This window comes from Azorhizophilus paspali (assembly GCF_043587585.2).
Taxonomy (GTDB): Bacteria; Pseudomonadota; Gammaproteobacteria; order Pseudomonadales; family Pseudomonadaceae; genus Azotobacter; species Azotobacter paspali.
Window position 1 is genome coordinate 4,456,201 of sequence record NZ_CP171449.1, and the last position, 25,202, is coordinate 4,481,402.

A 25,202-nucleotide genomic window follows, 5' to 3' on the forward strand; every position below is an offset into this window, starting at 1 on the left:
TGACCCTCAAATCAGGATTTCAACGATTCGGCCAACTGGCTCAGTTTGCCGCGGACCGAACCGTCGACAACCAGGTCGCCGGCGCGGATGACCAGGCCACCGATCAGAGCAGGATTCACTACCTGCCTGGGGTTGACGGAACGATCTAGCCGCTTCGACAGGGCGGCAGCCAAGGTCTCGAGTTGCTCGGCGGAAAGCTCGTAGGCCGTCTCGAGTTCGACGTCGATCGTTTTTTCGGCTTCTGCCTTGTATACCTCGAACTGTTCGCGCACAGTCGGCAATGCGAACAGGCGATCATGCTCGCCCAGATTGGCGATGAAGTTGCGGAACGCCTCATCGACGTCGTCGGCGAACAGACGCAGCACGGCCTCGACCTTGCTTTCGCGGGTCAGGCGCGGGTTGCGCAGCAGTTCGGCGACTTCGGGGGCTTCAACGACAGCGGCAGCCAGGCCCAACATGCCCGACCAGGCGTCGCAGCCATTGGCCGCGCTGGCATACTCGAAAGCGGCTTTTGCGTAAGGCCGAGCAAGCGTCTGGTTATTGATCATCGCTTGCCTCGCTTAGAGTTGGGAGGCCAGTTTTTCGACCAGCTTGTTGTGTGCCTTGGTGTCCACTTTGGACTCCAGGATCTTCTCCGCACCCAGGATGGCCAAAGCCGCCACCTGTTTGCGCAGTTCTTCCCTGGCACGGTTCACTTCCTGCTCGATTTCGGCCTTGGCCCCGGCAATCAGTCGCTCGCCTTCGCTCTGCGCTTGCTGCTTGGCGTCTTCGATGATCGCATTGGCCTGCTTGTTTGCCTGCTCGATGATCTGAGTAGCCTGCTCGCGGGATTCACGCAGAGTGTTGGAAACCTTTTCCTGGGCCAGCTTCAGATCCTGCTGGGCACGGCCTGCAGCATCCAGGCCCTCGGCGATTTTCTTCTGGCGTTCCTGCATGGCCTGAGTGAGTGGCGGCCAAACATACTTCATGCAGAACCAGACGAAAATAGCGAAGGCGATCGTTTGACCGAATAGCGTCAAATTTATATTCACAGCGATTTACCTCGTGCTATCTCGTTCGGCGCGTTTGCCATTTCCGGGACGAGGGGGCTCGCCGGGCGAACCCCTTCTTAAACCGGGAAATGCTTAAGCAGCAGAGGGAGCAACAACGAAGATGAGGTACATCGCGATACCAACGCCGATCATCGGAACGGCGTCGAGCAGACCGGCCATCAGGAAGGTCTTGGTTTGCAGTTGGGGAGCCAGCTCGGGTTGACGAGCGGTGGATTCCAGCAGCTTGCCACCCAGCAGGGCGAAGCCAATACCGGTGCTCAGTGCACCCAGACCGATCATGATGGAGGCGGCGATGATGACAAGTTCCATGTAAAGCTCCTGAAGTAAGGGTAGGTTGGTTTGGGGGAAGCGTTATTGCCGGTCAATGGTGGTCTTCATGGGCGGCGCTCAGGTAGACGATGGTCAGCACCATAAAGATGAATGCCTGAAGCGGGATCACCAGGAGGTGGAAGATCGCCCAGGGCAGGTTCAGGGTCCACTGCGCCCAGAACGGCAGCAGGGCGATAAGGATGAACACCACTTCACCGGCATACATGTTACCGAACAGACGCAGAGCCAGGGTCAGCGGCTTAGTCAGCAAACCCAGGATTTCGAGGAACAGGTTGAACGGAATCAATGCCCAATGATTGAACGGAGTCAGCGAAAGTTCCTTGGCGAATCCCCCGATCCCCTTGACCTTGATGCTGTAGTAGATGATCAGCAGGAAGACGCCGATGGAGATGCCGAAGGTGCCGTTCGGGTCGGCGGTCGGCACGATCTTGAAGTAGGGCACGCCGAACAGGTGGGCCAGTCCGGGGATGAAGTCGACCGGAATCCACTTCAGGCTGTTCATCAGGAATACCCAGACGAAGATGGTCAGGGCCAGGGGAGCGATCACCGGGTTGCGACCGTGGAAAGTGTCGCGGACCATGCCTTCGACGAACTCGATGCACATCTCGGCAATATTCTGCAGCGGACCCGGCACCTTGGTGGTGGCGTTACGGGCGGCCTTGCGGAACAGCCACAGGAACAGCACGCCCATCGCGATCGACCAGCCAAGGGTGTCGAGATTGATGGACCAGAAGCCCATCTCCCTGGCCTCTTCCGCCGTCTTGGCGATGGTCCAGCCCCTTTCCGGGAGGGACCCCAGGACCAGGTTTTGCAGGTGGTGCTGTATATATTCGACTGGAGTGTTCGCCATAAACGCCTCAAATGCTCAATGCTTCGGTTTGTTCCTCATCAGCAGGAGTGCACTCGCTCCGACACCGAGCACCAGCAGGTAGCCGCCGAACAGCGCCAGCGGTTCGAGAGGCCGCACCCCCACAAACACCAGCGCAAAGAGCGCCGCTGTCAGAATCATTTTTCCCATTTCACCGGACCAGAGAGACTGGACTACGGCCTTGGCCGAACGCGCGCCGAAATAGCGAAAGGCCTTATGGGCGAAATACAGGTTGGCCAGCCAGGCGATTAGGCTCCCGAGCAGGGCCGAATACCCTGCGACCAACCCAAAAAACACACCGCACGCGAAGGCCGTGGCAAGTCCGCTCAGGGCCTGCACGACCAGTACACGAAACACGGGAAGGCGATGGAAAGGTGTCCGGTTACGTATGTTCACACAATCCCCGTCGCCATGGCGGAGCGTTCAACGAGCTTACCGCTACCAAAATGCGCGGCGAGTATAGGGGCGCATCCAAGTCGGTTCAACCTTAGGGTAGTCTTTTCCGATCGCTCGCTACACGCCGGAATATCAGCGGATGTGGGCCAGAACCCCCTGAAGTTCGTCCAGTGAGTTGTAGCGAATCACAAGTTGGCCCTTGCCTTTCTGGCTGTGCCTGATCTGCACCGGTGAGCCCAAACGCTCTGCCAGCCGCTGTTCCAGACGGGTTATGTCCGGATCGACCGTAGGGTTTTTCTCCGCCTGCGGCTGCTCATTCAGCCACTGGCGCACCAGCGCCTCGGTTTGCCGGACCGTCAATCCGCGTGCGACAACATGACGCGCGCCTTCCACCTGCCGTTCGGCGGGAAGGCCGAGCAACGCACGGGCATGGCCCATTTCCAGATCGCCATGTGCCAGCAGGGTTTTGATCTCCTCCGGCAGGGAAATCAGCCGCAGTAGATTGCTGACGCTGACCCGCGACTTGCCCACCGCATCGGCGACTTGCTGCTGGGTCAATTGGAACTCTTGCTGCAGGCGCTGCAGGGCGAGGGCTTCTTCGAGCGGATTGAGGTTCTCGCGCTGGATGTTCTCGATCAGCGCCATGGCGATGGCAGCCTCGTCCGGCACTTCGCGGACGATGGCCGGAATCTTCTTCAGACCAGCCTGCTGGCTGGCCCGCCAGCGCCGTTCGCCGGCGATGATCTCGTAGCGCTGGCCATCGAGCGGCCGCACCACGATCGGCTGCATCACCCCTTGCGCTTGGATCGATTGCGCCAGCTCCTCCAGAGCCACCGGATCCATGTCGCGGCGCGGCTGGTACTTGCCGCGCAGGATCGACTCCAGCGGCAAATGCTGCAGTTCATGGCCATCGACCTGCTGCTGCTCGATTTCCTTCTGCAGGGTGGCCACGCCGCCACCGGTACCGCCCAGCAGGGCATCCAGCCCGCGACCCAGGCCTCGTTTCTTGATTGCCATGGAAGCTCCTTATGCTCTGACGCCACGCGCAGCCTTGCGCTGGCGGCGCGATAGCTCGCTGGCCAGCGCCAGATAAGCCTGGGCACCCTTGGATTGCTTGTCGTAGACCAGCGCCGGCATGCCATGGCTGGGCGCCTCGGCCAGACGCACGTTGCGCGGGATGACGGTTTCGTAGAGCTTGTCGCCAAAGTGCGCCTGGAGTTGCTCGGACACTTCGTTGGTCAGGCTGATACGCGGATCGTACATGGTGCGCAGCAGACCTTCGATCTGCAGGTTCGGATTGAGCGCCTGACCGATGCGCTGGATCGAGTTGACCAGATCGCTCAACCCTTCCAGTGCGTAGTATTCGCATTGCATGGGGATGATCACCCCGTCGGAGGCGGCTAGGGCATTGACGGTCAACATGGACAGCGAGGGTGGGCAGTCGATCAGGATGTAGTCGTAGTTCTCGCGGATCGGCGCCAGGGCCTCGCGCAGGCGATGCTCCTTGCCCGGCTTGTCGAGCAGGACGACCTCTGCCGCGGTGAGATCGCGGTTGGCTGGCAGCAATTGGTAGCCGCCGTGCTCGGAGAAGTGCATGGCCTCGGCGAAACTGCAGTCGCCGGTCAGCACGTCGTAGACCGAATGCTCCAGGTTCAGCTTGTCCACACCGCTGCCGGTGGTGGCGTTGCCCTGTGGATCGAGGTCGATCAGCAACACGCGTCGGCGCGTGGCGACCAGCGAAGCGGCCAGGTTGATGCAAGTGGTGGTCTTGGCCACGCCGCCTTTCTGGTTGGCGATGGCGAGTACTTTAGCCATGGTCAGCGTCTGTCCGGATCATGGAGTGCGGCGCAGTATCAGCAGATGGCGCTGACCCTGACAACCGGGAACCCTGAGCTCATAAGTGCGTTCCAGTCGAAAATCGTTCGGCAAGGCTTGCAGTTCGTTGTCCGGCTGCACTCCCTTCATCGCCAGCCAGCGGGTTTCGCTGTCGCCGAGATGACGGGTCCAGCCGGCGAAATCCGCCAGCGAACTGAACGCCCGCGAGCAGATGCCGGAGAACGGCTGCGCGGGTTTGAACGCTTCGACCCGACTATGAACGACTTCCAGGTTTTGCAATTGCAGTTCCAGTTTCACCTGGGTGAGAAAACGGGTCTTCTTGCCATTGGAGTCCAGCAGGGTGAAACGCCGTCCGGGAAACAGAATGGCCAGCGGAACCCCAGGCATGCCGCCGCCGCTGCCGACGTCCAGCCAGTCGTCCCCGGCTTCGGCAATCTGCGGCGTCACGCTGAGGCTGTCGAGCAGATGGCGCGAGACCATCTCGTCCGGATCGCGCACGGCGGTGAGATTGTAGGCCTTGTTCCACTTGATCAACAGCGCTAGGTAGGCGAGCAGTTGTTCGCGTTGGCGCTCGGACAGTTCGATGCCCAGTTCGCGGGCGCCACGCGCCAGTTCCTCGGCGTGGCGGGCGGTGACCGTGGACATCAGGCGCTCTGCTCCAGGTTGCGGTTGGCATCGCGCTTCTTCAGGTGAATCAACAGCAGGGAAATCGCCGCCGGAGTGACCCCTGGAATCCGCGACGCTTGGCCGAGCGTCTGCGGGCGGGCCTGACCGAGCTTGTGCTGGATCTCCTTGGACAGCCCGGAAATCGACGCGTAGTCCAGATTCTCCGGCAGTCGGACACTTTCGCTGGCACGCAGACGGGCGATCTCGTCCTGCTGGCGGTCGATATAACCGGCGTACTTGGTCTTGATCTCCACCTGCTCGGCGACCTGCTCGTCCTCGGCGCCGCCACCGGTCAGTTCGACCAGGCTGGCGTAATCGACTTCCGGCCGGGCTAGCAGATTAAGCAGGTTGTACTCGCGGGCCAGCGGACTGCCGAAACGCGTGGCGAGCGCCTCGCCCTGCGGCGTGCCGGGGCGCACCCAGGTGGTCTTCAGACGCTGTTCCTCGCGCTCGATACCCTCGCGCTTGGCGCAGAACGCCGCCCAGCGGGCGTCGTCGACCAGACCCAGCTCGCGGCCTTGCTCGGTCAGACGCAGGTCGGCGTTGTCCTCGCGCAGGATCAGCCGGTATTCGGCGCGCGAGGTGAACATGCGGTACGGCTCCTGAGTACCGAGGGTGATCAGGTCGTCGACCAGTACGCCGAGGTAGGCCTCGTCGCGGCGCGGACACCAGGCTTCGCGGCCTTGGGCGCGCAGCGCGGCATTGGCGCCGGCGAGCAGCCCCTGGGCGCCGGCTTCTTCATAGCCGGTGGTGCCATTGATCTGCCCGGCGAAGAACAGCCCGCCGATCACCTTGGTTTCCAGCGAGTACTTGAGATCGCGTGGATCGAAGAAGTCGTACTCGATGGCATAGCCCGGACGGACGATATGGGCGTTCTCTAGACCGCGTATAGAACGGACGATCTCGAGCTGCACGTCGAAGGGCAACGAAGTGGAGATACCGTTCGGGTAGACCTCATGGGTCGACAGGCCTTCCGGTTCCAGAAACACCTGATGGCTGTCCTTGTCGGCGAAGCGGTGGATCTTGTCCTCGATCGACGGGCAATAACGCGGACCGATGCCCTCGATCACGCCCGAATACATCGGCGAGCGGTCCAGGTTGGCGGCGATGATCTGGTGGGTGCGCGCATTGGTGTGGGTGATCCAGCAACTGACCTGCTGCGGATGCTCCTCGCGCGAACCGAGGAAGGACATCACCGGAACGGGCGTGTCGCCCGCTTGTTCGGTCATCACCGAGAAATCGATGGAACGACCGTCGATGCGTGGCGGCGTGCCGGTCTTCAGCCGCCCGACACGCAGCGACAGTTCGCGCAGGCGGCGGGCCAGCGCCAGCGATGGCGGATCGCCGGCGCGGCCACCCGAATAGTTTTTTAGGCCGATGTGGATAAGTCCGCCGAGGAAGGTACCGGCGGTGAGCACCACGTTGTCGGCGCAAAATTTCAGTCCCATCTGGGTGACCACGCCACGCACCTGCTCGCCCTCGACGATCAGGTCGTCGGCGGACTGCTGGAAGATCCACAGGTTCGGCTGGTTTTCCAGAATGCGGCGGATTTCCGCCTTGTAAAGGGCGCGGTCGGCTTGGGCGCGCGTAGCGCGCACCGCCGGTCCCTTGCGACTGTTGAGCACGCGGAACTGGATGCCGGCCACGTCGGTGGCCTGAGCCATGGCTCCGCCGAGCGCATCGATCTCCTTGACCAGATGGCTCTTGCCGATACCGCCGATGGCCGGGTTGCAGCTCATGTGCCCGAGGGTTTCCACATTGTGGGAGAGCAGCAAGGTCTTCACGCCCATGCGCGCAGCCGCGAGCGCGGCTTCGGTACCGGCATGGCCGCCACCGATCACGATCACGTCAAAACGGGAAGGGAAGTCCACCACGCACCTCGTGCCTGTTCGCAGGGGAAAAGGAAGGGCGGCAAGTATAGAGAGTTAGGTGGAGCGAATGAAGATCATGCACAAAAAATAGCCAGCGTGCCTTTTCGTGTCGATTACGCGGTCCTTTACATAAATAAATAGAATGAAATATTTAAAAAGCTTGTTTTTATGTTTATGTATGAGCCGCACGGCTTCTGTGGATAACTAATGGGAAGCTGTTTCCCATCGACCTTTGCGGTCGGGACAAGGTTGTGGTGATCCTGCCTGTGGATATTGGGTAGGCTGTCAGCGTCCTGTAGATAAATTCTAATTTTATCAACAGGCTGAGTTATCTACCTATCTGTACTGGGTTTATCGACGGAGCTAAATGATAGTTTTCCACAGGGCTGAATTGACGTTCTGCGGGACACTGCCAGGAACATTTCAGGCGAAGGCTGGACAGGCATGTGGATAACGGTACGGGGACCAGGCCGCGCCGTCGGGTGGGATAAACAATGGAGATGGACAGGGCGATGAGGATCTGGCCTGGATTGCCGATGGCTTCAGCGGCACGATGCGCTTGGTTTCGATATCGGTAACGTCGTAGTGTTCGATCGGCGCACAAACCACCAGCGTTCACAAATCAACAAGGTTTGCCATGAGCGAGTACCGGTATTACGAATTCGCGGCCATCGACCGGCCGCGCTGACCTACACCGAGATGCGCGCCGTGTCGGCCCGCTCCGTCCTCACGTCCGCCACATCGTCCCGCTGCACGGCTGTCTAGACGAGGATGCCGCAAGACGAGCGCTTTGTCGGTCAGCCTCTGGGGGGCGGTTTTGTCGGCACGCTCCGGCTGGATCGAGAGCAAGCCATCACCGTGCTGCTCCGCTTCGACACCGGCATAGACCGCTTTCGGCAAGACGGTCTTAGCGCCGCCGCTCTGATCGCCCGGCGTGGCATCGACACGCTGGTACATCGCACCGAACTGCTCAGGTACTGACAGGAACGGCTGCAGGCCTTTCTGTCCATGCATCCGCCACACCGCCGTCAGACCGGCCAGAGCCCCGCAAATGCTGGAAGTCGTTTCGCGTACGCAGCTCCCTGACGGTGCCGCCATCTACGGTGGCTCGCCAGTAAACGGGCCCACACGTTGGTCATCACCGAAGAGATCGCGTGGCCGATCGCGTCTAGGAAACAGTGGGCCGGTGTGACCGCCGAATTGGATGCGCTGGATGCCGACGCCTCGCAGATGTTGCTGGCTACCGGCAGACTGGTCGGCGAGGAATTCATAGCTTGGTGCAGGCGGTGCCCATCTCGTGGAAAGGCACGCTGCAGCAATATGCCCCGTGAGCAGATAGGCAAACCGTCCGCATTGTCGACATGCACCATTCGTCTCCGCTGCGCATGTGAGAATGGTGGCAGCACGGCTATCAAAATCGTCAGCGGAGCATTGGATGCTGCCCACAGGAAACGCGCAGGTTCACGGCAGCATCGCCTCCGACCGGGCAAACCTGTCCGCCGTCTGCTGCAGCCAAGCCAACTCGTTCGCCCATTGGCGGCGCTCGGCGGCTGCGCGCTCGAACAGGGCACCAGTCTTTTCCAGGACCAGCGTGTAGGGCCGACCACTGCGCCGGGTCTCATGCCGCACGGGCAGTTCGTGGCGGTCGATGAACCGGTGGATGACCTGTCGCTTGGGCTGGGCCAGCGGCCACTCCAGACGCTGTTCCGTCGCCGCTCTCAGAAACCGCGCCAGGGTTTCGCCCAATTCGCCGGCGCAGTCCGCCGGCGGCGGGATCGACCAGTCGTCGACGGCGCGTTCGGGCTGTGCCAATCGCGTGGCGAGTGTTTGCACGCAATACGCATGCACGGGCGCAAGGCTGAGCGCATCAGGCGTATCCAGCTCGGCAGCGTGCAACACGCCGAGCGGCACCTGCAATGGAAGCTCGGTCGACAACAAGGTATCGATGATCCGGCGCTGTAGGTCGGGCCGCCGGGCGTCACGACAGCCGCGGATCAGCGCCAGCAGGGCCGGACTGGTGTCCGCCAACGTCCGTACCCGGGTTGTCCCGCTGGTGCACGCTTGTACCTGTTCGATGTGCGCCTGTAGCCAGGTCCAGCGCTCTTCCAGCAGAACGGCGGCCAATGCCGGGCCATCTACGGCCTTTGCCGCACTCCAGGTATGGATCAATTCCGGCAGCGTTTGCGCCAGCCAGGCCAATTGGCTATCGGGCATCTGGTAGGGCGTTGCCCACTGATGCAGGCGCTCGCTGCACCAGGCCAGCCTCCGGCGATCAAGCAGGCGCACGAGCCATGTGGCCATGTCGGGCGTCAGTTGCTGCAGGGAAAACGGCGCAAGCAGCGCGGCGGCGGTATCCGCATCGTCGAGTGCAGCGGCAACCGACAAGGTGGCATAGAGCAGGGCGGTGCTATCCGCTCCGGCCACGGCCCAGTTCCAAAAAGGCAGAAGGCGCTGCGCCCACTCCAGCGCCTGTACCGGGTCCCCGGCTTCGAGCCGGCCGGCGATCTCCGCGATGGCCCAGTGCGGTGACTGCCGGGCGCGGATGACGAAGGCGCGTTCGCGCGGCCACATCACCACAGCTGCACGGTGATACCAGCGATCGACGGTGTTGCCGTAGTTGCCCATGTAGCCTTCGTACTCGGACCGGAACGGTGTGCAATCGGTCGAGGGTCGGGTGAAACATAGTTCGCTGACGGCGACGCCGTTGGCGTTCGATGCCAGCTCACTGCCATCGGGAGCGATCCAATGGCGCAGTTCAATATCGCTGTCGAGCAGTTCTCCCAATGCCGGATCATCGTTCGGATCGTCGTCGGGCACTTCTTCGTCGTCCTCCGCGTAATCCCAATGGCTGCAGTCCTGGTAATCATCTTCGGCCGACCAGGTTTCATGCACGTCGGCCAGGACCAGAAAGATCTCCGCATCCAACCGTTCCGCCACGCGCCGCAGCGCCACGGCGCGGGCCGCGTCGGCGCCCTTGAGCCGTGTCCAGGACAGACCGCTTTGCGTGTACTGGTGATCGAGCAAATAGACCAGGCGGTCCGGCGGTTCACCTGCGACGTCACCCGGCCAGCGCGGCAGTGCCGGGGTCTGCCAGAAGGTGTGTACGGCATCGGCCAGGGCGGCGATGTCCTGCGCCGGCACTTCGGTGGTCTGCACGCCGCCCTGCGCGACCAAGTTGTAGGTCAGCACGACACGGTAACCCTGCTTCACCGGACGGACTTCGTGATGGCAATCGGCATAGAACGCAATTATGCCCAGCCGGTTGGCCGAGCCGCGGGCGCGCAGCGTCCGACCCTGGTGCGAAACGACGAATTCGCCGCCGGTGAAGCGCGACGGCAGGGTGACGACCAGCGTACCCAGCATGCCGTCGACCTTCTCCGAATCCTGGTGCACGGCGAAGAACTGGCCCGGCGCATACACCAGCAGGTTGTGTAGCTCAGCCCTGAATTGGCCACCGGGCGGCAACCCCAGGTCGCGTCCGATCCGATCCAGCGCACGTTCAAGCACGGTTTGCCATTTCGGAGAATCGAAGCGGATATGGCTGGCCGGGATCTCCCAGGTATCGCGCACGCGCGGATCGAGCCGCGTCTGGTCCTTGTAGCCATGATGCGCCGGCTGCGCCGCCGCGCACAGCCGGTGCGCCGTGTGGATCGTCACTGGCAGCGGCACGCTGCCGACACCTTCGACGTGCAACTGCGGATCGGCTTCGATGGCAAAGCGCGTCGCGAAAGCGCCGCTCGTACCGATAGCAGCGAGCTGTTGGGAAACAGACTGGGTAGGAGCTCTCATCGGGGCATTCTTTGATATGTCACGGGTTGCGGATGGCGCTGTTTAGAGGAGGAAGCCTCCGGACACGGACGCCTACCCGCCATCCTGCCGAATCCAGGTGGATGTATCGATTCTCCTCTATCCCAGCAAACTGCAGCAACAATGCGGGTTGGCGCAGCATCGTGTTGATTGCTGCACACATGACGATGCCCTGGCTGCAATGGGGTAGCCTGATTTCGGCAGACAATCTCGACTGCTAACCTCAGTGATCGGGAGTGAAACTTGATCAGAAGCAGTTACCCCAGAGGGTTTCGCGCCGAAGCGGTGAAGCTGGTCCTCAAGCAAGGACTCAGCCGTAAAGAGGCGGCCAGCCGGCTTGGTATTCCCAAGGGAACGCTGGCCAATTGGGTGGCGGCTGCCTGGCAGGTGGTGAGAAACCAGCCCCAGGGGCGAAAACCATTGCCGAGCTGGAGGCGGAAAATGCTCGTCTGCGCAAGGGGATGTGTTTACCTGCGAGATCGTTGGCTACGCATTATCGGAGCGGATCACGACCGATCTGGTGAGCAGGGTCCTGTTCCGGGCACTCCAGCAGCACCGTCCACCGCCAGGTCTCATCCATCGTTCGGATCGCGGCAGTTAGTACTGCGCGAAAGCTTACCGTGGCATGCAGGTGCAGTTTGGTCTGCAGAGCTCGATGTCAGGCAAGGGGAAGTGTTTTGACAATGCGCCGATCGAGAGCTTTTGGGGAACGCTGAAGAACGAGCTCGTTCTTCACCGGTGCTACGCCACGCGCGCAGAGGCTGAAAGCTCAATCAGGAAGTACATCGAGATTTTCTATAAGCGCCAGCGTCGCCACTTGCGATTTGGCTATTTGGCCCCCCACTGAATTTGCCAGGCGATATCGGGATTCAGTGAAGACCGCTTGAAACGAGGCCGCCTGGTCTTGTCAGGACATCCCAATACAGATTGCCGTCTTCGCTGCGTACCATCCACATCCGTGTCATGCCTTTCTCCTTTGGTCTCCCGAATCCCGAATCACTTGCCGATGCAGAAGCTGGAAAAGATCCGCCCCAGCAGATCGTCCGAAGTGAAGGCCCCGGTGATCTCCCCCAGGTGCCGCTGGGCCTGGCGCAGGTCTTCGGCGAGCAGTTCGCCGGCCCCGCAGCCGATGAGTTGGGCATGTCCGTGCTCAAGGCTGTCGGCGGCCCGGCGCAGGGCTTCCAGGTGGCGACGGCGGGCGCTGAAGCTGCTCTCGATGGTCTGTTCGAAACCCATACAGGCTTTCAGGTGCTCGCGCAGCAGATCCAGGCCTTCGCCGGTGCGGGCCGACAGGCCGATGACGACGTGGCCGTCACCGCCCTGTTCCTGGACGATCGGCTCGCCGGTCAGGTCGATCTTGTTGCGGATCAGGGTGACCTTGCCCGGTTCGGGAAGCAGGTCGAGAAATTCCGGCCAGAGGGCGAAGGGATCGGCTGCTTCCGGGGCGCTGGCGTCGATCATCAGCAGCACCCGGTCGGCCTCGCGGATGGCCTGGAGCGCGCGTTCAACTCCGATCCGTTCGACCCGATCCTCGGTATCGCGCAAACCGGCGGTATCCACGACATGCAGCGGCATGCCGTCGATGTGGATATGTTCGCGCAACAAATCCCGGGTGGTGCCGGCGATGTCGGTGACGATTGCCGACTCGCGTCCGGCCAGGGCATTGAGCAGGCTGGACTTGCCGGCGTTCGGCCGGCCGGCGATGACCACCGTCATGCCATCGCGCAGGAGCGCGCCCTGCCCCGCCTCGCGCAACACTGTGGACAAGTCGGCGCGTAGGCCGTCGAGCATCTCGAGCACGCGACTGTCGGCGAGAAAGTCGATTTCCTCCTCGGGAAAGTCGATGGCGGCCTCGACGTAGAGGCGCAGCTCGATCAGCCGCTCGCCGAGCGCATTCACGCGCAGGGAAAACTCGCCCTGCAGCGAGCGCAGGGCATTGCGCGCCGCCTGTGCCGAACTGGCCTCGATCAGATCGGCGATCGCCTCGGCCTGGGTCAGGTCCAGCTTGTCGTTGAGGAAGGCCTGCTCGCTGAATTCGCCCGGCCGGGCCATCCGCGCACCCAGTTCCAGGCAGCGGCGCAACAGCAGATCGAGCACCAATGGGCCACCATGGCCCTGCAGTTCGAGCACATCCTCGCCGGTGAAGGAGTGGGGACCGGGGAAGAACAGTGCGATGCCTTCGTCGAGGACCTGGCCCGTGCCGTCGCGGAAGGCACCGTAGTGGGCATACCGCGGCCGTAACGGACGCGCGCAGATGCCCGTGGCGATCGTCCCGGCCAGGGGACCCGAGACCCGCACGATGCCGACCCCGCCGCGCCCCTGGGCGGTGGCGATGGCGGCGATGGTTTCGCGTGCGCTGTGCATGGGGCAGACTCCGGATAGCAAGACGCCCCACTGAAGGGGCGTCCGGGTTTCAGGCGGTGGCGGGGATCAGGCCGGTTGCGTGGCTTTCTCGATCTGCCGGGTAATGTACCACTGCTGGCCGATGGAGAGGACGTTGTTGACCACCCAGTACAGCACCAGACCGGCCGGAAACCAGAGGAAGAAGAAGGTGAAGATGATCGGCATCAGCTTCATCACCCTGGCCTGCATGGGGTCCGGCGGGGTCGGGTTGAGCGTCTGCTGGAAGAACATGGTCACGCCCATAATGATCGGCAGGATGAAGTACGGATCCTTGACCGACAGGTCGGTGATCCAGCCCAGCCAGGGCGCCTGGCGCATTTCCACGCTTTCCAGCAGCACCCAGTAGAGGGCGAGGAACACCGGCATCTGCACCAGGATCGGCAGACAGCCGCCGAGCGGGTTGATCTTCTCTTTCTTGTACAGCTCCATCATCGCCTGGGACAGCTTCTGGCGGTCCTCGCCGTGCTGCTCCTTGAGCGCCTGCAGCTTGGGTGCGACCGCGCGCATGCGGCCCATCGAGCGGTAACTGGCCGCCGAGAGCGGGAAGAAGGCCAGTTTGATGATGACGGTCAGGACGATGATCGACCAGCCCCAGTTGCCCAGCAGCCCATGGATGAGTCCCAGCAGCCAGAAGATCGGCTGGGCGATGAACCACAGGAAGCCGTAGTCGACGGTCAGTTCCAGGCCGGGCGAGAGGGCTTCGAGCTGATTCTGGTCCTTGGGACCCGCATACAGACGGGTAACGGTTTCGCCAGTGGCGCCGGCCGGGATGTTCAGCGTCGGGCCGGTGAAGCCGATGATGTAGTTACCCTGGCTATCCTTGCGGGTGGCGACCAGGTTGGTGTCGTCCTTGTTCGGTACCCAGGCGGTCACGAAATAGTGCTGCAGCCAGGCGACCCAGCCGCCCTGCACGGTTTCGCGCAGATTCTTGTTGTCCATGTCGCCCATGGACACCTTCCTGTACGGCTCTTCGCTGGTCCACAGCGCGGCTCCCAGATAGGTGGCGGTGCCGGTTGCGGTGGTCGAGGATGGGTCGGCGCTGGCGTCGCGCTTGAGCTGGGCGAACAGGTTGCCGCTCCAAGGCTGCTCGCTGCGGTTGGCGATCTGGTGGCGAACTTCGAGGTCGTAGGCGCCGCGCTTGAAGGTGAAGCGCTTGACATAATCGACGCCGCCGTCGCTGAACTTCAGGTCGACCACCAGGCTGTCCTGCCCGTCGGCCAGTTGGTAACTGCGCTGCTCGCTGACGTACAGCGGGCGCCCGTCGGCGCGCGCATCCGGACCATTGGTGCCAGTCAGGCCGCTCTGCGCCAGATACAGGCGCTCGCTGCCGTTGTCGAACAGTTGGAAGGGAATCTCCGGATGATCCTGGCGACGCGGGAATTTGGGCAGCTTGAGCTGCACGATGTCGCCGCCACGCGGGTCGATGGCCACTTCCAGTACATCGGTGCGGACCCGGATCAGATCGCTGCCGGCGGTGCTCGCCGCGCTATTCGGCACCTGGTTCCCGCTGCCGGCGGTGGGAACGTCCACACTGGTCGAAGAGTCGCCGGGTATGGTCTCTGGAAGAGCCGGCGAAGCGCTTTGAGCGACGGCGTTCTGGGGCGGTAATACTGCCTGGCCATAATCCTGGTTCCACTGCAAAACCAGCAGATAGGATACGACTGCCAGGGCGACGAGCAGGATCGAGCGTTTGATATCCATGATTACTCGGCCATCGAAGAAGATCGGGAGGTTTTGATCGGGGGAACGGGGTCGTAGCCACCCGGATTCCAGGGATGGCAACGCCCGAGACGACGCAGGCTCAGCCAGCCGCCGCGCAGCAGGCCATGGGTGGAGATGGCTTCGTGCGCATAGCAAGAACAACTGGGATGGAAACGGCAATGGTTGGCCATCAGCGGGCTGATCGCGTAGCGGTAGAACTGGATCGCTGCGAGGGCCAGTTTACGCATGGGGGCTTCCAGCCGCCTCGACAGCGGTCTGTGGCCGGCTGCGGGCGAGTCGTTTCCAGAGCTTGCCGAACTGTTGTGTCACTTCGGTGTTTTCCAGCTCTCCGAGACCCTTGCGTGCGACCACCACGATATCCCAGCCGGCCAGGCTGTCCTGGTTCACGCGGAAGGATTCGCGTATCAGGCGTTTCAGTCGGTTGCGCCCGACGGAGAGCTTGACGCTCTTCTTGCCGATCACCAGCCCCAAGCGGGGATGGTCCAGAGCATTGGGACGCGCAAGGAGCAGGACGTGCTTGCCCGGAACCTTGGCGGTCGGGGAGTCGAAGACGGCCTTGAACTGGCGGGGGATCAGCAGGCGCTTTTCCCGACCGAAGTCTCGACTCACCATCCGTTCCGGCTGAATCAGACGGTCAGGCGCTTGCGGCCCTTGGCGCGACGACGCGACAGGACTTGGCGGCCGTTCTTGGTGGCCATACGGGCGCGGAAACCGTGGGTGCGAGCGCGCTTGAGGGTGCTGGGTTGGAAGGTGCGTTTCATGATGCTCTACCTGGTGGTCACAACGGGCCGGAAGTGGCCCCCGTTTTAAAGAGATCGGCAATTCTAGAGAAAGCCGTCGGACAGGTCAATTTCCAACCAGCCGCGTAGTCGAAGGGAGTGTCGGGAGCGCAGGAGGATCTTTGTCCGGCTTTTGGCTGAGTCCGAGTGCTGTGGAAAAAATATCCACAGATAAATCAAAATGAAGAATTTTTGAAAAGATGATTTTTCTTGTATTGATTAAGCGACGACATGCCTGTGGGAAACTCATGTGGAGCCAAGTGATATCCATATTTCGGGGAAAGACAAGCCTGTCGATCGGAAGTGGCTCACCTGTGCGGAGCCGGCGGATAAGCTGGGTATGAAAAGATGATTTATTCACAAGCGATTTATCCACTGATTCTTCCGTCAGCTTGTATACGGAGCTTAGGCATTCTTATCAACAGGCCATCTTGGCAGATGCGGAGTTTATTTCCGATCTCGTCGGCCACGGCTTTACAGAGACGCTTGCCGATCCATGTGGATAACCCTGTTACGGACGGATACAATGGTAGACTGTTTTTTGCCAGCCGTTCGGGCGGCGAGGGGAGATAGGTGTCCGTGGAACTTTGGCAGCAGTGCGTCGAGCTGCTGCGCGACGAGCTGCCCGCCCAGCAATTCAATACCTGGATTCGCCCTCTGCAGGTGGAGGCCGATGGAGACGAGTTGCGCGTCTATGCGCCCAACCGTTTCGTTCTCGATTGGGTCAACGAGAAATATCTCGGCCGGTTGCTCGAACTGCTCGGCGAGCGTAGCGAGGACGTCACACCTTCCGTTTCCCTGCTGATTGGCAGCAAGCGCAGCTCCGCTCCGCGCGCGGTGCAGCCGGCGTCTCCGGCGCTAGCCGTGGTACAGGCGGCACCGGCGGCGGTCGAAGAGGCATCGGCCGCACGCACTGTGGATACACAGCCGGTAGCGCCCGCAACGGTACGCACCGAGCGTTCGGTGCAGGTCGAGGGGGGCCTGAAGCACACCAGTTACCTGAACCGGGCTTTCACCTTCGAGAATTTCGTCGAGGGCAAGTCTAACCAATTGGCGCGCGCCGCGGCTTGGCAGGTGGCGGACAACCCCAAGCATGGTTACAACCCGCTGTTCCTCTATGGTGGGGTCGGTCTGGGCAAGACCCACCTGATGCACGCGGTGGGCAATCATCTGCTGAAGAAGAACCCCAATGCCAAGGTGGTCTACCTGCATTCGGAACGCTTCGTCGCTGACATGGTGAAGGCCCTACAGCTCAACGCGATCAACGAGTTCAAGCGTTTCTACCGTTCCGTGGACGCCTTGCTAATCGACGACATCCAATTCTTCGCCAAGAAGGAGCGCTCGCAGGAGGAGTTTTTCCACACCTTCAATGCCCTGCTCGAAGGCGGCCAGCAGGTGATTCTCACCAGCGACCGCTATCCGAAAGAGATCGAAGGGCTCGAGGAGCGTCTGAAGTCGCGTTTCGGTTGGGGCCTGACGGTGGCCGTGGAGCCACCTGAACTGGAAACCAGGGTAGCGATCTTGATGAAGAAGGCCGAGCAAACCAAGGTCGAGCTACCCCACGACGCCGCCTTCTTCATCGCCCAGCGCATCCGTTCCAACGTGCGCGAACTGGAAGGCGCGCTGAAGCGGGTCATCGCCCATTCGCATTTCACCAACCACCCGATCACCATCGAGCTGATCCGCGAGTCGCTGAAGGACCTGTTGGCGCTGCAGGACAAGCTGGTCAGCATCGACAATATCCAGCGCACCGTCGCCGAGTATTACAAGATCAAGATCGCCGATCTGCTTTCCAAGCGTCGCTCGCGTTCGGTGGCTCGTCCGCGTCAGGTCGCCATGGCGTTGTCCAAGGAATTGACGAACCACAGCCTGCCGGAGATCGGTGATTCCTTCGGCGGCCGCGATCACACTACTGTCCTCCATGCTTGTCGTAAGATCGCCGAGCTGCGCGAAACCGACGCCGATATCCGCGAGGACTACAAGAACCTGTTGCGTACCCTGACCACCTGAGCCAGACGCAACCGATTGGGGACTGGACCATGCATTTCACCATTCAACGCGAAGCCCTGCTGAAACCGCTGCAACTGGTCGCTGGCGTCGTCGAGCGCCGACAGACTCTACCGGTGCTTTCCAACGTGCTGCTGGTCGTCGAGAAGCAGCAGTTGTCGCTCACCGGTACCGACCTAGAAGTCGAATTGGTCGGTCGCGTGCCGCTGGAGGAGAACGCCGAGCCCGGCGAGATCACTGTGCCGGCGCGCAAGCTGATGGATATCTGCAAGAGCTTGCCGACCGATACGCTGATCGATATCCGTCTGGACGAGCAGAAGCTGCTGATCAAGGCCGGACGTAGCCGTTTCAGCCTGTCGACCTTGCCGGCCAGCGACTTTCCCACCACCGAGGAAGGTGTGGGCTCGCTGACCTTCTCTCTGGGCCAGAGCAAGCTGCGCCGGCTGATCGAACGCACCAGTTTCGCCATGGCCCAGCAGGACGTGCGCTACTATCTGAACGGCATGCTGCTGGAAATGAACGGCGGTGTGCTGCGTGCGGTCGCCACCGACGGGCACCGCCTGGCGCTGTGCTCCATGCAATCCGGCATCGAGCATGCCGACCGCCATCAGGTCATAGTGCCGCGCAAGGGTATTCTGGAACTGGCGCGCCTGCTCACCGACCAGGACGGCGAAGTCAGCATCGTCCTCGGCCAGCACCATATCCGTGCCACCACCGGCGAATTCACCTTCACCTCCAAGTTGGTCGACGGCAAGTTCCCAGACTATGAACGGGTACTCCCGCGCGGCGGCGACAAGAAGGTATTCGGCGACCGCCAATTGCTGCGCGAAGCCTTCAGCCGCACGGCGATCCTCTCTAACGAGAAATACCGCGGTATCCGCCTGCAATTGGCCAGTGGTCTGCTGAAGATCCAGGCCAACAACCCGGAGCAGGAAGAAGCCGAAGAGGAAGTGGCGGTCGACTACAGCGGCGATGCTCTGGAGATCGGCTTCAATGTCAGCTATCTGCTCGACGTGCTGGGTGTGATGAGTGCCGAGCAGGTGTGCCTGACCCTGTCCGATTCCAACAGCAGCGCCTTGCTGCAGGAAGCCGATAATGACGACTCCGCCTATGTCGTCATGCCGATGCGGCTGTAAACCTGCCACCTCGCTTCGATGTCTCTCCGCCGTGTGACCGTCACTGCGGTGCGCAACTTGCACCCGGTGACCCTGAACCCCTCGCCGCGCATCAACATACTCTACGGCCCGAACGGCAGCGGCAAGACTAGCTTGCTGGAGGCGATCCACCTGCTCGGCTTGGCGCGTTCCTTTCGCAGTCAGCGTCTTTCGCCGGTGATCCAGCATGAACAGCCGGCCTGTACGGTATTCGGGCAGGTGCTGTGGAATGACGGTCGGGTACGCAATCTTGGTGTGGCCCGCAACCGACTGGGCGAACTGCAGATTCGTATCGATGGGCAAAACGTGCGCACTGCCGCGCAGCTCGCCGAGTCTCTGCCGTTACAACTGATCAATCCGGACAGTTTTCGGCTGCTCGAGGGAGCGCCCAAGGTACGCCGCCAGTTTCTCGACTGGGGTGTGTTCCACGTGGAACAACGTTTCCTGCCGGCCTGGCATCGCCTACAGACGGCGCTGCGCCAGCGGAACTCCTGGCTGCGCCATGGTAGAATCGACCCAGTTTCGCAAGCCGCCTGGGACCGAGAGCTGTGCCTGGCGAGCGAGGAAATCGACAGTTATCGACGCAGCTACATTCAGGTGCTGAAGCCGGTCTTCGAGAGCGTCCTGCATGAGCTGGTGGAGCTGGACGGTCTGACTCTGAGCTACTACCGCGGCTGGGACCGGGAGCGCTCGCTCGGCGAGATTCTTGCTGCTTCCCTTCCGCGCGATCAGCAACTGGGGCATACCCAGGCCGGCCCGCAACGGGCCGATCTGCGCCTGCGCCTGGCCGCGCACAATGCTGCGGACTTGCTGTCGCGCGGTCAGCAGAAGCTGGTGGTTTGTGCGCTGAAGATCGCCCAGGGGCATCTCGTCGACCGCGCTAGACGCGAGTGTATCTATCTGGTCGACGACCTGCCCTCCGAATTGGATGAACAGCACCGGCGCGCGCTGTGCCGTCTGCTCGAAGAGTTGCATTGCCAGGTGTTCATCACCTGCGTAGACCTTGAAGCATTGCGTGAAGGCTGGCGCACGGATACGCCAGTTGCCCTGTTCCACGTGGAACAGGGCCGTATCACCCAGACCCACGATCGGGAGTGAAGGTAATGAGCGAAAACCAGACGTACGACTCCTCCAGCATCAAAGTCCTAAAGGGCCTGGATGCCGTACGCAAACGTCCCGGTATGTATATCGGCGATACCGACGACGGTACCGGTCTTCACCACATGGTGTTCGAGGTGGTCGACAACTCGATCGACGAGGCACTGGCCGGTTACTGTAACGAGATCAGCATCACCATTCACACCGACGAATCCATCACCGTACGCGACAATGGTCGAGGCATTCCGGTAGATCTGCACAAGGAAGAAGGCATCTCCGCTGCCGAAGTCATCATGACCGTGCTGCATGCCGGCGGCAAATTCGACGACAACAGCTACAAGGTTTCCGGTGGCCTGCACGGTGTCGGGGTTTCGGTAGTCAACGCTCTTTCCGAGGAGTTGGTGCTGACCATCCGTCGCGACGGTAAGGTATGGGAGCAGACCTATGTGCACGGGGTACCGCAAGCGCCGCTGGCCACGGTCGGCGATACCGATGGGACCGGTACGCAGGTCCATTTCAAGCCTTCCGCGGAGACCTTCCACAACATCCACTTCAGTTGGGATGTCCTTGCCAAGCGGTTGCGCGAGTTGTCCTTCCTCAACTCCGGTGTCGGCATCGTCCTCAAGGACGAGCGCAGCGGCAAGGAAGAGCTGTTTAAGTATGAAGGCGGCCTGAAGGCTTTCGTCAATTACCTGAACACCAACAAGAACGCGGTCAGCCAAGTGTTCCACTTCAATGTGCAGCGCGAGGAGGACGGCGTCGGTGTGGAGGTCGCCCTGCAATGGAACGACGGTTTCAACGAGAACATCCTCTGCTTTACCAACAACATTCCGCAGCGTGACGGTGGCACCCATCTGGCCGGTTTCCGCTCGGCGCTGACGCGTAATCTGAACGCCTACATCGAGCAGGAAGGCCTGGCCAAGAAGCACAAGGTGACAACCACGGGCGACGATGCCCGCGAGGGGCTGACCGCAATTATCTCGGTCAAGGTGCCGGACCCCAAGTTCAGTTCGCAGACTAAGGACAAGCTGGTCTCCAGCGAAGTGAAGACCGCTGTCGAACAGGAAATGGGCAAGTGTTTCGGTGACTTCCTGCTGGAGAACCCCAACGAGGCCAGGGCAGTAGTCGGCAAGATGATCGATGCCGCCCGCGCCCGCGAGGCGGCGCGAAAGGCTCGCGAGATGACCCGTCGCAAAGGCGCGCTGGATATCGCCGGCCTACCCGGCAAGTTGGCTGACTGTCAGGAGAAGGATCCGGCCCTTTCCGAACTCTACATCGTCGAGGGTGACTCCGCCGGCGGCTCGGCCAAGCAGGGCCGCAATCGCCGTACCCAGGCGATCCTGCCGCTCAAGGGCAAAATCCTCAACGTCGAGAAGGCGCGCTTCGACAAGATGCTCTCCTCCGCCGAGGTCGGCACCCTGATTACCGCGCTGGGCTGCGGGATCGGTCGCGAGGAATACAACATCGAGAAGCTGCGTTACCACAACATCATCATCATGACCGACGCCGACGTCGACGGCTCGCACATCCGCACCCTGCTGCTGACCTTCTTTTTCCGCCAGATGCCCGAGCTGATCGAGCGCGGCTACGTCTACATCGCACAGCCGCCGTTGTATAAGGTGAAGAAGGGCAAGCAGGAGCAGTACATCAAGGACGACGAGGCTATGGAGGAATACATGACCCAGTCGGCCCTCGAAGAAGCGAGCCTGCACGTCAACGAGAGCGCTCCCGGATTGTCCGGAGCTGCGTTGGAAAAGCTGGTCAGCGACTACCGCACGGTTATGAAGACCCTGGCTCGCCTGTCGCGGCTCTATCCACAGGATATCACCGAGCATTTTGTCTACCTGCCGCGCGTCGGTCTCGAGCAACTGGGCGACCAGGCGCTCATGCAGGCTTGGCTGGAGCGATTCCAGGCCCATCTGAAGGCTGCCGAGAAATCCGGCCTGACCTACAGGGCCAGCCTGCGCGAGGATCGCGAACGCCATCTGTGGCTGCCCGAGGTGGAGATGGTCGCCCATGGCCTGTCGAGCTACGTCACCTTCAACCGTGACTTCTTCGCCAGCAATGACTACCGCACCGTGACCGCCCTCGGCGAGCAGTTGAACAGCTTACTGGAGGACGGCGCCTACGTGCGGCGCGGTGAGCGTCGCAAGCCGGTGTCAAGTTTCAGGGAGGCGCTCGCCTGGCTGATGGCGGAAACCACCAAGCGTCACAGCATCCAGCGCTACAAGGGGCTCGGCGAGATGAATCCTGAGCAGTTGTGGGAGACCACCATGGACCCCAGCGTGCGGCGCATGCTCAAGGTTACCATCGAGGATGCCATTGCCACCGACCAGATTTTCAACACCCTGATGGGCGATGCCGTCGAACCGCGTCGCGAATTCATCGAGAACAACGCGTTGGCGGTGGCGAATCTGGATGTGTGATCAAAGCTGTGGATAAGAAAATTATCCACAAGCGTCAAAGCGAACTCTCTGACGGACCCAGGTCTGCCAGAAGGGTTTGCGCTGGATAGCGATGGAAGCCTGTGGAAATCCAGGCGGAGGCAACCTACTCTGCCGGTCCTTGTCAGAGAAGGAGTCGCACGGCTCTTTGCGACGAAGATTTTCGATTCTGTAAAGGCGTTGTTTCTTGCCTAGAATGACCGCTTGTCGACCACACGGAGTCCACGACATGTTCCTTGCTATGAACCGTTTCAAGATTGCCCGAGGACGCGAAGAAGCCTTCGTCGCCCATTGGCGTGAACGTGAGAGCTATCTTCACGAGGTGCCCGGCTTCGTTCGTTTCCATCTGCTGCAGGGAGCGCAGGGCGAGGAATTCACCCTGTTCAGTTCCTACACCGAGTGGCAGTCCGCTCAGGCCTTCGAGGATTGGACGCATTCCGAGGCTTTCCGGAAGGCACATGCCAACGCTGGCAACAGCCCACGCGAGCTTTACCTGGAGCCGCCGCAGTTGGAGCTGTTCGAAGCCGTTCTTTAATCGCTTCCGCTCTGCTGTTGCGGACGCGGTGGACGGGGTCGTTCACCGCGCCGGACATTCTCCTCTTTCAGGCTCCATCTCGTTCCTTCGGAGACCGTCGGAACTTGCCTATTCCATCACCTTGCGCAGGTCCAGTCGTCCCTCTCGTATCGGTGGGCACCAGTAGTAACCGCCGCTGATCGGCCGGCTGAAGCGGAACAGAGCGTCGACGATACCGTCGTCCAGGCCGGCCATGCGCTTGAGCTGGGCTTCGAAGGCGTCGAGGCTATGGCCGAAGGCGAGGAACAACAGGCCCGCTTGCCGGCCGTTGCTCCAAGGCATCGAGCGACGCAGGACGAAGGCCTCGGGGCTGAAGCTTTCTTGTGCGGTACGCTTGACGTGGGCGGACTTCGGCGCGTTTTCCAGCTCTTCGTTGTCGCTCTTGCGCCGGCCGACGATATTGTCCTGTTCTTCCGAAGGCAGGCTATCGAAGTGATCGAGGTCGTGTACCCAGTGTTGTACGGCGGCGAAGCTGCCACCCCGTTCACCCTCGCGACCTTCGCCGACGAGAGCGGCGGCGACGGCCTCTTCCCCCTCGGGATTTTCGCTACCGTCCTCGTAGCCGGTCAGGTCATGGCCTTCCCGGTAACGGAAGGCATCGGTGCTTTGCTCCAGGCGCAGGGCCGGGTGCAGGGCAGCTACTAGTGTGCGACCGAGCTGCAGCAGCTCGCCGCGATCCTCGCCACGCAGCCAGCACCACAGGGCGTGTTGGGTCGAGGGGATGTCCACGCTGCTGCCGTTCAGGACCGGGAACACGCGCAGACCGGCGACATGGCGGCTTTGTGCTCGTAGCAGCGACTCGCCGAAACCGACGACGATCGTCTTACCGTCGGCTAGGGTGGAGAGCCGGTCGAGGGCGGCCGGGAGCTCTTCTGCCGATTCGAGGGAGAAGAATAGGTGGCATGCCAATGAGGGGATCGCGGCAAGGATGCCGGCCTGGGAAAGCGTCATGAAAGTTCCTTTCTGGAAGAGTGGCAATTTCTGAGCGCGTCATTGTGTCGGAATTCCTGCCGCTCATGAAACGAGTCGCAAGTCATGGGGGGATTTCACGAGGCAGCGAAGAGGCTTTCAGTGTTCGCTGTCTTTCTCTGCCAGCGGTCTGCCCAGTACGGCTCGCGCCCGCAAGTATTCGTTGCGATAGACGGCAAAGATTTCGCCGATCATTGTTTCCGCCATACCGAGTCGGCTCAAGGTTTGCCGCAGGTAAGCGCAGCTTTCGACGAAATGAAAAGATTCGCAGAGCAACTGGCGATTGAGGGACAGCTCACCCGCTGCCCCACCGTCGAGCAGCCGATCCAGCACGGCGTCCATCAGCCGGGCGACCGTGCGTGCGTCTGCCCGGCGACGGCCCTGGCGCCAGGCGTTGAGCTGGTACTCCCTGGTCTGGACATCCATGCCCTCCCCCCCTGCCCAGAGCCTGGCCAAGCTGCTGTAGTCGTCCTGCTGTTCCGGGCAATCGTCGACCAGGGCAGCGAGATGAGCCAGATAGTCCTCTACGGGGTTGTTCCACTGTCCGTTCGTGGCATCGATGTTCGGTAGGAAGCGCTCAAGCAGCACTTCATGCTGTTCGCCGCCTTCCGCCAACAGTTCCCAGTATTCAAGGCTGAGATCGACCACCCGCCAGGCAGCCAGGCGCAGCGCCAGGGCGAACGTATCGGCGAGCCGCGTTTCGAGCAGCAGTTCGTTCTCCAGCAGTGCGTCGGTTTCTTCGATATCCCGCAGGTGGCAACGCAGGCGCTCGCCGGCCGACGGGCAGCCGAGTTCGGTAGCCAGAGGGCTGTGAGCCAGGCAGCGGAGCCGATCGAGACCGCTATCCTGCCGTGCCAGGATCTGGTTGGCCAGCCGGCGTTCCTCCTCCAGACGCTGTCGCCAATAGTCGCGAGCGGCCGGGTGGACGAACAGGCCGCCGTCGAGCAGCCGCTGCCACTGGGCATGGCAGGACCAGTAATCGGGAACGTCGAGTGTTTCTGGCGAACTGTCCTGGCTTTGCCGGGGCAGATTGAGTAGTTCCAACAGCAGCGGCAAGGGCAGGAAGAACAGTGTGCCTTCCTTGATCGCCGCTTCCTGCAGCGGAACGGTTCCATTGGCCGTCATGACGAGAGTATCTCGCTCGCTGGCTCCCTTCCGGCTCGGCGGTTGAGGAGGCTGTGGCGACGGCATTGGGCGGTGTAATCCATGGGGCGGGTTCCGGCTAC

At 61.6% G+C, this 25,202-nt stretch carries 24 protein-coding genes and 2 pseudogenes; 8 read left to right on the forward strand and 18 right to left on the reverse strand.

The features are described 5' to 3' along the window. Positions 1–11: 11 nt before the first annotated feature. From ACGI6K_RS21560 to mnmG, 9 genes are all read right to left on the reverse strand, one after another. Positions 12–548: a F0F1 ATP synthase subunit delta gene (locus tag ACGI6K_RS21560; RefSeq protein WP_376947389.1), complete on the reverse strand. Its 537-nt coding sequence runs from the start codon at positions 546–548 to the stop codon at positions 12–14. A 12-nt stretch (positions 549–560) separates the two neighbouring features. After that, positions 561–1,031 carry a F0F1 ATP synthase subunit B gene (locus tag ACGI6K_RS21565; RefSeq protein WP_041807474.1) on the reverse strand — a complete coding sequence of 157 codons (471 nt, stop codon included), beginning with the start codon at positions 1,029–1,031 and terminating at the stop codon, positions 561–563. Between the two features lie 93 nt (positions 1,032–1,124). After that, entirely contained in the window at positions 1,125–1,361 is a 237-nt protein-coding gene (gene atpE / locus ACGI6K_RS21570; protein ID WP_012703649.1) for a F0F1 ATP synthase subunit C, read from the reverse strand. A 52-nt stretch (positions 1,362–1,413) separates the two neighbouring features. Next, positions 1,414–2,232, reverse strand: coding sequence for a F0F1 ATP synthase subunit A (gene atpB, locus ACGI6K_RS21575; RefSeq protein ID WP_376947386.1), 819 nt, complete (start codon positions 2,230–2,232; stop codon positions 1,414–1,416). A gap of 15 nt (positions 2,233–2,247) precedes the next feature. After that, a complete protein-coding gene (locus ACGI6K_RS21580; protein WP_376947384.1) occupies positions 2,248–2,646 on the reverse strand; it encodes a F0F1 ATP synthase subunit I in 399 nt (132 codons plus the stop codon). Positions 2,647–2,778: 132 nt separating this feature from the next. Further along, the gene (locus ACGI6K_RS21585) at positions 2,779–3,663 is read right to left on the reverse strand and encodes a ParB/RepB/Spo0J family partition protein (RefSeq protein WP_376947382.1); all 885 of its coding nucleotides are present in this window, start codon (positions 3,661–3,663) and stop codon (positions 2,779–2,781) included. 9 nt (positions 3,664–3,672) lie between these two features. Then, positions 3,673–4,461: a ParA family protein gene (locus tag ACGI6K_RS21590; protein WP_012703653.1), complete on the reverse strand. Its 789-nt coding sequence runs from the start codon at positions 4,459–4,461 to the stop codon at positions 3,673–3,675. Between the two features lie 18 nt (positions 4,462–4,479). After that, complete coding sequence (gene rsmG, locus ACGI6K_RS21595; RefSeq protein WP_376947380.1) at positions 4,480–5,127, reverse strand: 16S rRNA (guanine(527)-N(7))-methyltransferase RsmG; 648 nt, start codon at positions 5,125–5,127, stop codon at positions 4,480–4,482. Further along, positions 5,127–7,019 (reverse strand): tRNA uridine-5-carboxymethylaminomethyl(34) synthesis enzyme MnmG, encoded by a 1,893-nt coding sequence (gene mnmG, locus ACGI6K_RS21600; protein WP_376947378.1) that lies wholly within the window; start codon positions 7,017–7,019, stop codon positions 5,127–5,129. The genes rsmG and mnmG overlap by 1 nt, the downstream gene beginning before the upstream one ends. 771 nt (positions 7,020–7,790) lie before the next feature. Here mnmG and ACGI6K_RS21605 point away from each other — a divergent pair. Next, entirely contained in the window at positions 7,791–8,000 is a 210-nt protein-coding gene (locus ACGI6K_RS21605; RefSeq protein ID WP_376947376.1) for a hypothetical protein, read from the forward strand. Between the two features lie 480 nt (positions 8,001–8,480). Here the strand turns inward: ACGI6K_RS21605 and ACGI6K_RS21610 are convergent, their stop codons facing one another. After that, on the reverse strand, positions 8,481–10,808 hold the full coding sequence (locus ACGI6K_RS21610; RefSeq protein WP_376947374.1) for a 2OG-Fe(II) oxygenase: 2,328 nt from the start codon (positions 10,806–10,808) through the stop codon (positions 8,481–8,483). 261 nt (positions 10,809–11,069) lie between these two features. Here ACGI6K_RS21610 and ACGI6K_RS21615 point away from each other — a divergent pair. Both ACGI6K_RS21615 and ACGI6K_RS21620 read left to right on the forward strand, forming a co-directional pair. Then, positions 11,070–11,198 (forward strand): annotated as a pseudogene (locus ACGI6K_RS21615) (transposase); the annotation flags it as partial. Between the two features lie 88 nt (positions 11,199–11,286). After that, a pseudogene (locus tag ACGI6K_RS21620) lies at positions 11,287–11,673 on the forward strand (DDE-type integrase/transposase/recombinase); the annotation flags it as partial. A gap of 149 nt (positions 11,674–11,822) precedes the next feature. Here ACGI6K_RS21620 and mnmE read toward each other — a convergent pair. The 6 genes from mnmE to ACGI6K_RS21650 form a co-directional block, all read right to left on the reverse strand. Beyond that, positions 11,823–13,190, reverse strand: coding sequence for a tRNA uridine-5-carboxymethylaminomethyl(34) synthesis GTPase MnmE (gene mnmE, locus ACGI6K_RS21625; protein ID WP_376947372.1), 1,368 nt, complete (start codon positions 13,188–13,190; stop codon positions 11,823–11,825). Positions 13,191–13,256: 66 nt separating this feature from the next. Continuing rightward, a complete protein-coding gene (gene yidC / locus ACGI6K_RS21630) occupies positions 13,257–14,930 on the reverse strand; it encodes a membrane protein insertase YidC (RefSeq protein ID WP_376947370.1) in 1,674 nt (557 codons plus the stop codon). A gap of 2 nt (positions 14,931–14,932) precedes the next feature. Next, entirely contained in the window at positions 14,933–15,178 is a 246-nt protein-coding gene (gene yidD, locus ACGI6K_RS21635) for a membrane protein insertion efficiency factor YidD (protein ID WP_012703669.1), read from the reverse strand. Continuing rightward, on the reverse strand, positions 15,171–15,563 hold the full coding sequence (gene rnpA / locus ACGI6K_RS21640; protein WP_376947367.1) for a ribonuclease P protein component: 393 nt from the start codon (positions 15,561–15,563) through the stop codon (positions 15,171–15,173). The genes yidD and rnpA overlap by 8 nt, the downstream gene beginning before the upstream one ends. Positions 15,564–15,577: 14 nt before the next feature. Beyond that, entirely contained in the window at positions 15,578–15,712 is a 135-nt protein-coding gene (rpmH, locus tag ACGI6K_RS21645; protein WP_003458028.1) for a 50S ribosomal protein L34, read from the reverse strand. 85 nt (positions 15,713–15,797) lie between these two features. Beyond that, positions 15,798–16,106, reverse strand: coding sequence for a hypothetical protein (locus tag ACGI6K_RS21650; RefSeq protein WP_376947364.1), 309 nt, complete (start codon positions 16,104–16,106; stop codon positions 15,798–15,800). A gap of 197 nt (positions 16,107–16,303) precedes the next feature. On the opposite strand from ACGI6K_RS21650, the gene dnaA reads away from it, so the two are divergent. From dnaA to ACGI6K_RS21675, 5 genes are all read left to right on the forward strand, one after another. Next, positions 16,304–17,740, forward strand: a complete 1,437-nt coding sequence (gene dnaA, locus ACGI6K_RS21655; RefSeq protein WP_376947362.1) for a chromosomal replication initiator protein DnaA — start codon at positions 16,304–16,306, stop codon at positions 17,738–17,740. 29 nt (positions 17,741–17,769) lie between these two features. Next, positions 17,770–18,873, forward strand: a complete 1,104-nt coding sequence (dnaN, locus tag ACGI6K_RS21660; RefSeq protein ID WP_376947360.1) for a DNA polymerase III subunit beta — start codon at positions 17,770–17,772, stop codon at positions 18,871–18,873. Between the two features lie 18 nt (positions 18,874–18,891). Continuing rightward, positions 18,892–19,989 (forward strand): DNA replication/repair protein RecF, encoded by a 1,098-nt coding sequence (gene recF / locus ACGI6K_RS21665; RefSeq protein WP_376947358.1) that lies wholly within the window; start codon positions 18,892–18,894, stop codon positions 19,987–19,989. A 5-nt stretch (positions 19,990–19,994) separates the two neighbouring features. Further along, positions 19,995–22,415 carry a DNA topoisomerase (ATP-hydrolyzing) subunit B gene (gene gyrB / locus ACGI6K_RS21670; protein WP_376947356.1) on the forward strand — a complete coding sequence of 807 codons (2,421 nt, stop codon included), beginning with the start codon at positions 19,995–19,997 and terminating at the stop codon, positions 22,413–22,415. Between the two features lie 247 nt (positions 22,416–22,662). Continuing rightward, on the forward strand, positions 22,663–22,968 hold the full coding sequence (locus ACGI6K_RS21675) for an antibiotic biosynthesis monooxygenase family protein (RefSeq protein WP_376947354.1): 306 nt from the start codon (positions 22,663–22,665) through the stop codon (positions 22,966–22,968). Between the two features lie 108 nt (positions 22,969–23,076). On the opposite strand, the gene ACGI6K_RS21680 is transcribed toward ACGI6K_RS21675, so the two are convergent. Next, positions 23,077–23,958, reverse strand: a complete 882-nt coding sequence (locus ACGI6K_RS21680) for a Dyp-type peroxidase (RefSeq protein ID WP_376947352.1) — start codon at positions 23,956–23,958, stop codon at positions 23,077–23,079. 117 nt (positions 23,959–24,075) lie between these two features. Next, positions 24,076–25,101 (reverse strand): hypothetical protein, encoded by a 1,026-nt coding sequence (locus tag ACGI6K_RS21685; RefSeq protein WP_376947350.1) that lies wholly within the window; start codon positions 25,099–25,101, stop codon positions 24,076–24,078. Between the last annotated feature and the right edge of the window lie 101 nt (positions 25,102–25,202).